Below are 6,296 nucleotides of genomic sequence, written 5' to 3' on the forward strand. Positions count from 1 at the left end.
ATATTAAATGTTATAATATTCAGTAAAAAAAGGGGTGATGATCATAAAGAAAAATTTGATAGAAGCAGGGAAATATATGAATATTAGAGGGAAAAAGCTATACGTTGAAACACATGGAAATCCTAAAAATAAGCCAGTCTTATACTTGCATGGTGGACCAGGAGAAAGTTGTTATGATTTTTCATTTCATCAATCGGAACGTTTAAAAGATTCTCTATATGTAATTATGATAGATCAAAGAGGTGTTTGTCGCTCAGAAGAAATTACTGAAGACGAAGCTTTTGGATTAAATGATTTGATTGAAGACTGTGAGGAATTAAAAAAAGTATTACAAATTGAGAAGTGGTCTATAATTGGACACTCTTTCGGTGGATATGTAGCATTGCTTTATGCGTCGATATATCCAAGTTCAATAGAGAAAATAATATTTGAAGGACCAACTTTTGATTTTGCATTAACAAGTAGGGCTTTGTTACAAAAGACAGGGCATTTATTAAAAAAGTATGGAAAAGAAGAAGTAGCAGAAGAGTGCTTTGCTTATTCATCTAGCGAGGCTAGTTCAGAAGAGTTGTTAGAAGCTTATATAAGACTAAGCGCTGAATTAGAAGAAAAAAGAATGGAGATTTACAATAATAAGGAAGATAGGACAGATGAGAGTTTATACAGTGATGAAGAGTGGGAAATATTTTCAAATCGCTCCAAAATTCACTTTGATAGATTAAAATTAGAGGGAGCATGTCATACATCATTATTATTAAAAATAAAAGATGTACAAAATCTAATGTTATTAATAGTAGGAAAACATGATGTAGTAACGTGTGAAGAACAAATTAAAACATTTAATAAAGATGCCCGAAACGGCAAGTATATCGTATTTGAAGAGAGCGGTCATTCACCTCATTATGAGGAAGCAGATAGATTTGCAGAAACAGTCATACATTTTTTGAAATGAAGAAAAGGGTGCTTCTATAAATGAGAGGCACCCTTTCTAAATTTCTGGATATGTGATTGTGATGTTAGGCCACTTACTTTGCCAATTCTTTTTTATAACTCTGTTTTTGTACATATGTAATCGTTCTTTCGATTCAAGAAAATGAGCTGTTGGTTTCACTTGTAAGGAAAGGACATCTTCAATACCACATGGTGCTGTTAAGATAACGTTGTTTAGTTCATCAAGTGTAACTCCTAAAGCCGTTGCTGTTTCAGGGAATTTAGAAATAGCATTAACAGAAGAAGAATATGGTGGCATATTATTCACTACATGCATACGAGCTTGATTTTTTACAGACCAAGGGATAGTAGCATCAATATTCATTAATTTCGTTTCTAATGATTGTTCGTATATCTCATCTTGATGTAGACTATCATAATAAATCACATCAACATCAGGCATAGCCGTTTTAGCTTCATAGTCATGTAAAGTATCCCAAATTTTAGAACGAACAAATCCGGCACAAATCCACCAATCAGGTAGCTCTAGTGATTTTGCCATTTGTAATACATTCATCATCCATTCGTCGTTTTCTATTAAGCGAATTATATCTTTCTCTGTTTTGATCTTCATTGATAAATTCACCTTTCTAGTAAATTAATGCATCAGTTCAATAATCCATAAAATCCAGTAAGCACCTGGTACAAATAGCAGTTGTGCTAATAATGTGCCGAGAAGTCTAGAAATCATTAGCCAACCATACATTTTACTCATAGATTCAGCACCGCTTTCTGATTGTAGAGCACGTTCTGTTAAAAGAGCAATGCGTGGATCGAGTAATACAGTTAATAAAATAGTGGCGAAACCATTTACAAGGCCAGAAGCTGTACTTGCATTTGTTGCATAATCTGGATTTAAAAAAGAAGCGTAAAGGGCTGAAAGTACCCCTGCTGTATAAATAGCAGTAGCAAACATGTTAATAAGCATAATACGCTTTGGAATACCACCGATACGCAGTCTATGAATCATTTCTAACTTTGGAAAACGGACATATTTTTTTGTGTACTTTAATTTTTGAATGTTATTCGTTTTCATCATTCGAATGAAAGAACCGTCTGTTTCAAAGTTTTGAATGACATATCCAAATAATTTTGTCAAAGTTGGATAAAGAATGATCGCGATTAATGTACCGATAGAAGCCGATAATAGTACGAGTCGTATAATATGCTCTAAATTAATAGAAGAATCTAGTTTTGCTTCATCGACAATACCACCGATTAAAAAGGCTTGTAGTAAGTTTGATGTTCTTGAAATAAGTAACACCATTCCTACAACAGACAAGGCAACCGCAATCTTCTTTAAACGTACTCCAGCTAATCGAATACTATAAGAGCTTGTTTCAACTGCGTGGATCACAATTGTGAAAGCCATTATAAAAATTAACGTAATTGACATTTGTTTCACCAGTTTCTATTAAAATAATTGCAACTTTTTTACTGTATCATATCTATCGTATTTTGTAACTGAAAGTATGTGACATATGGAAATTGATTTTTCGAAAAAATAGATAATAATAGTATAATAGGGAGAAGTGGAAGAGATGTTAGCACTTATTTATACAGCAAATTAAGTGGAGGAATGAAGCATGTATAAAACATTTCTATTTGATTTAGATGGAACTTTAACGGATCCGAAAGAAGGGATTGTAAACTCGGTTTTATATGCATTAAAAAAAGTAGGAATTGAAGAAGTACATATAAGTGAGTTAGATTCATTTATAGGTCCTCCTATTCAGCAATCATTCATAGAGAGATATAATATGAGTGAAGGAGAGGTTGAACGTGCTGTTTTTTACTTCCGTGAGTATTTAAAGCAGCGTGGATTGTTTGAAAATAATGTATACGAGGGGATTCTGAAGCTCTTGCAACAATTAAAAAGTTCAGGGAATCGCATATTCGTAGCAACTTCAAAGCCCACTGTATTTGCGAAACAAGTTATAGAGCATTTTCAATTAACGAATTATTTCGAAGACATCATTGGAAGTAATTTAGATGGTACGAGAATAAAAAAAGAAGAAATAATTGCTCATATTTTACAAACACATGAAGAACTAAATAAAGAAGAAATGATAATGATTGGTGATAGAAAGCACGATATAATAGGTGCAAATCAGAATGGAATTGCTTCAATTGGTGTTTTATATGGCTATGGCTGTGAAAAAGAACTGACTGAAGTTAGTGCGACCTACATAGTGAAAGATGTTGAAGAACTGTATCATTTTTGTGTAGAGAAAAATTTAATACAGCAGTAAATATAGATTCTAGCAATCCCTTTATAACGTATGACGATGAATTCGTTTCTGTTTAAAGGGATTTTTCATATGTAATCGAATAATTATAATTAGACATTTTTAGCATAAAAATTTGTATGAATAAGAGGAGGGATGTCAGAATTAAAAGGTTAGTAGAAATTTATCAATAAAATTTAGAATATTCTGTTTAATGGAGGGGTAAAATTGGAGTTAGTTATTATATTATTAGCACTAAGTTTACTTATGTTCGTAGCATACAGAGGTTTTTCTGTTATTTTATTCGCGCCGATATTTGCATTATTTGCAGTATTTTTGACAGAACCTAGTTATGTATTACCTTTCTTTTCTAATATCTTTATGGAGAAAATGGTTGGATTTATAAAATTATATTTTCCTGTGTTTTTATTAGGAGCAATATTTGGAAAAGTAGTGGAAATGTCAGGAATTGCAGATTCTATCGCAAAAACAATTATTGAGTTAGTTGGTGAAAAACGTACTATATTAGCGATTGTATTAATGGGGGCTATTTTAACGTATAGTGGTGTTAGTGTGTATGTAGTAGTGTTTGCTGTTTATCCGTTCGCAGCTAAGTTGTTTCGACAAGCTAATATTCCAAAGCGTTTAATCCCTGGAACGATTGTTCTTGGAGCAGTAACGTTTACAATGGATGCGCTACCTGGATCACCACAAATTCAAAATGTAATACCTACAACATTTTTTAAAACGGATATTTATGCTGCACCGATACTTGGGATTGTAGGAGCAATTTTTGTTCTTACATTAGGTTTACTATATTTAGAGAGTAGACGTAAGAAGGCAAAAGCAGCAGGTGAAGGATACTTTGGTTTTAATGATGGAAATACTGAAATGGCAGCATCTGTGCAATTAGAACAAAAAAATATGCCATTAATTAATAACATTGAAATTACAAGAGCACAACAACTTATTGCATTTATACCACTTATTTTAGTAGGTGTAATGAATAAAGTGTTTACTATTATGATACCGAAGTGGTATCCAAGCGGTTTTGATTTTTCTGCAATTGGTATGAAAGCATTTGGAAAAGTAGAATTAAGTGCAGTAGTAGGAATTTGGTCTGTAGAATTGGCACTTATTATAGGGATCTTAACAACGTTATTATTATATTGGAAGCGAGTAGTAACAGGTTTCCAAGCTGGATTGAATACAAGTATTGGTGGAGCGCTACTTGCAACGATGAATACAGGAGCTGAGTTTGGATTCGGTGGTGTCATTGCAGCACTTCCAGGCTTCGCAATTATGAGAGATGGCATCTCTGCTACTTTCACAAATCCGTTAGTGAATGGTGCAGTAACGACGAATATTTTAGCTGGAATTACAGGCTCGGCATCAGGAGGAATGGGAATAGTATTAAGCGCAATGGGAGATAAATTTATTGCAGCGGCCAATCAATTTGATATTCCATTAGAAGTTATGCACCGTATCGTATCAATGGCATCAGGAGGAATGGATACACTACCACATAACGGGGCTATTATTACTATTCTTACAGTAACGGGATTAACACATAAACAGTCATATAAAGATATATTTGCTATTACTATTTTGAAAACGGTTGCTGTATTTTTAGTTATCGCATTCTATACTTTAACAGGACTCTATTAAAAAATTTGAATCGTAAAGATTCATCAAATCGATAATTTATATTATAAAATATTAATTAGGATAAGAAGGGGTGGGGGACTTGCAAGAGGTTTCTGAGTTTCGTATGCCAAAGTCGGTATTATATGGAAGGAATTCGCTTGAAAAACTGGGAGAACAATCAAAAAAGTTAGGGAAAAGAGCTTTTATAGTTACTGATACAATTATGGAGAAATTAGGATATGTTGAAAAGTGTATGCAACAACTAAATAAGAAAGGTATTATTGTTAGCACATATAATAAAGTGGATGCTGAGCCTACAAATATACACGTATTAGAAGCGTTATCTCTTTCTAAAGAGGAAAAGTGCGATTTTATTATCGGTATTGGTGGTGGAAGTTGTATTGATGCTGCGAAAGCGGTAGCGGTTTTATATACAAATGGTGGAGAAGTTGAGGATTATGTCCAAAAGGATATTGAAATAGAAAACAATCCACTACCACTTATTGCAATTCCAACAACTTCTGGTACTGGTTCGGAAGTTACAAGTGTAGCAGTAATTACGAATAAAAAAACAGATGTAAAAATGATGATGAAGCATCCTAGTTTTATACCGAAAGTAGCAATTATAGATCCAGTTTTGACAAGTTCGTTACCACCACAAATTACGGCAGCAACAGGAATAGATGCGTTATGTCATGCGATTGAAGCTTATATTTCTAAATTTTCACAACCACTTACAGATGTACTTGCTCTTTCAGCTATTGAAAGTATTATGAAATATTTACGTATAGCATATGAAGATGGACATAATATGGAGGCAAGAGAAGCGATGATGATTGCTTCCTTACAAGCTGGAATTGCATTTTCGAATGCATCAGTTACATTAGTTCATGGAATGTCAAGGCCAGTGGGAGCATTATTTCATGTACCGCATGGAATATCAAATGCCATACTATTACCTACAGTGTTAGAGTTTACAAAAACAAGTGCAGTGAAAAGGTTAGCAAAAATTGGACGTAACTTAAATAAGGATTTGTATTCGAATTCTGATGAGGAAGTAGCAGACTACACGATTGGGGAAATAAAAAAGCTTTGCTATGATCTTCGTATTCCAAATTTAAAAGAATACGGTATCGATGAAATTGAATTTGAAAATGCTATCTCTAAAATGGCATCAGATGCAATTGAAAGTGGTAGCCCAGCTAATAACCCACGTGTTCCATCATATGATGAAATCAAAGAGTTGTATCGAGAGTGTTTTAATTATAAGTATAAAGAATTTATAAAAATATCAGATTATTAATTTCAGAATATTCTATAAAAATTTCCTTGGAAATGAAAGTACAATTATTCTATATTATTACGTTAAAACAAGACTTTATATTCCAAACTTAAAGTCTTGTTTTATTGTGTATAATATACATAATAAAA

6 protein-coding genes are annotated in these 6,296 nt (G+C 33.0%); 4 read left to right on the forward strand and 2 right to left on the reverse strand.

Going from position 1 to position 6,296, the window contains the following annotated elements; genetic code table 11:
* Positions 1-76 precede the first annotated feature (76 nt).
* Complete coding sequence (locus ABWK52_RS16710; RefSeq protein WP_141537411.1) at positions 77-952, forward strand: alpha/beta fold hydrolase; 876 nt, start codon at positions 77-79, stop codon at positions 950-952.
* 36 nt (positions 953-988) lie between these two features.
* On the opposite strand, the gene ABWK52_RS16715 is transcribed toward ABWK52_RS16710, so the two are convergent.
* Complete coding sequence (locus ABWK52_RS16715; RefSeq protein WP_000695357.1) at positions 989-1,564, reverse strand: nucleotidyltransferase family protein; 576 nt, start codon at positions 1,562-1,564, stop codon at positions 989-991.
* A 24-nt stretch (positions 1,565-1,588) separates the two neighbouring features.
* A complete protein-coding gene (locus ABWK52_RS16720) occupies positions 1,589-2,386 on the reverse strand; it encodes a lipid II flippase Amj family protein (RefSeq protein WP_000028915.1) in 798 nt (265 codons plus the stop codon).
* Positions 2,387-2,576: 190 nt separating this feature from the next.
* Here ABWK52_RS16720 and ABWK52_RS16725 point away from each other — a divergent pair, with 190 nt between their 5' ends.
* The 3 genes from ABWK52_RS16725 to ABWK52_RS16735 all read left to right on the forward strand — a co-directional run bounded on the left by ABWK52_RS16725 (position 2,577) and on the right by ABWK52_RS16735 (position 6,168).
* Complete coding sequence (locus tag ABWK52_RS16725; protein ID WP_000278478.1) at positions 2,577-3,242, forward strand: HAD family hydrolase; 666 nt, start codon at positions 2,577-2,579, stop codon at positions 3,240-3,242.
* A gap of 204 nt (positions 3,243-3,446) precedes the next feature.
* A complete protein-coding gene (locus ABWK52_RS16730; protein WP_000424329.1) occupies positions 3,447-4,886 on the forward strand; it encodes a GntP family permease in 1,440 nt (479 codons plus the stop codon).
* Between the two features lie 79 nt (positions 4,887-4,965).
* Positions 4,966-6,168 (forward strand): iron-containing alcohol dehydrogenase, encoded by a 1,203-nt coding sequence (locus tag ABWK52_RS16735; RefSeq protein WP_058839549.1) that lies wholly within the window; start codon positions 4,966-4,968, stop codon positions 6,166-6,168.
* Positions 6,169-6,296: the final 128 nt, after the last annotated feature.

Origin of the sequence: Bacillus sp. AP50, assembly GCF_040492675.1 — a bacterium.
Taxonomy (GTDB): domain Bacteria; phylum Bacillota; class Bacilli; order Bacillales; family Bacillaceae_G; genus Bacillus_A; species Bacillus_A cereus.

Bases quoted from the DNA above. Each gene is read 5' to 3' on its own strand.
- ABWK52_RS16710 (WP_141537411.1), top strand. From the start codon at position 77: ATGAATATTAGAGGGAAAAAGCTATACGTTGAAACACATGGAAATCCT.
- ABWK52_RS16715 (WP_000695357.1), bottom strand. From the start codon at position 1,564: ATGAAGATCAAAACAGAGAAAGATATAATTCGCTTAATAGAAAACGAC.
- ABWK52_RS16720 (WP_000028915.1), bottom strand. From the start codon at position 2,386: ATGTCAATTACGTTAATTTTTATAATGGCTTTCACAATTGTGATCCAC.
- ABWK52_RS16725 (WP_000278478.1), top strand. From the start codon at position 2,577: ATGTATAAAACATTTCTATTTGATTTAGATGGAACTTTAACGGATCCG.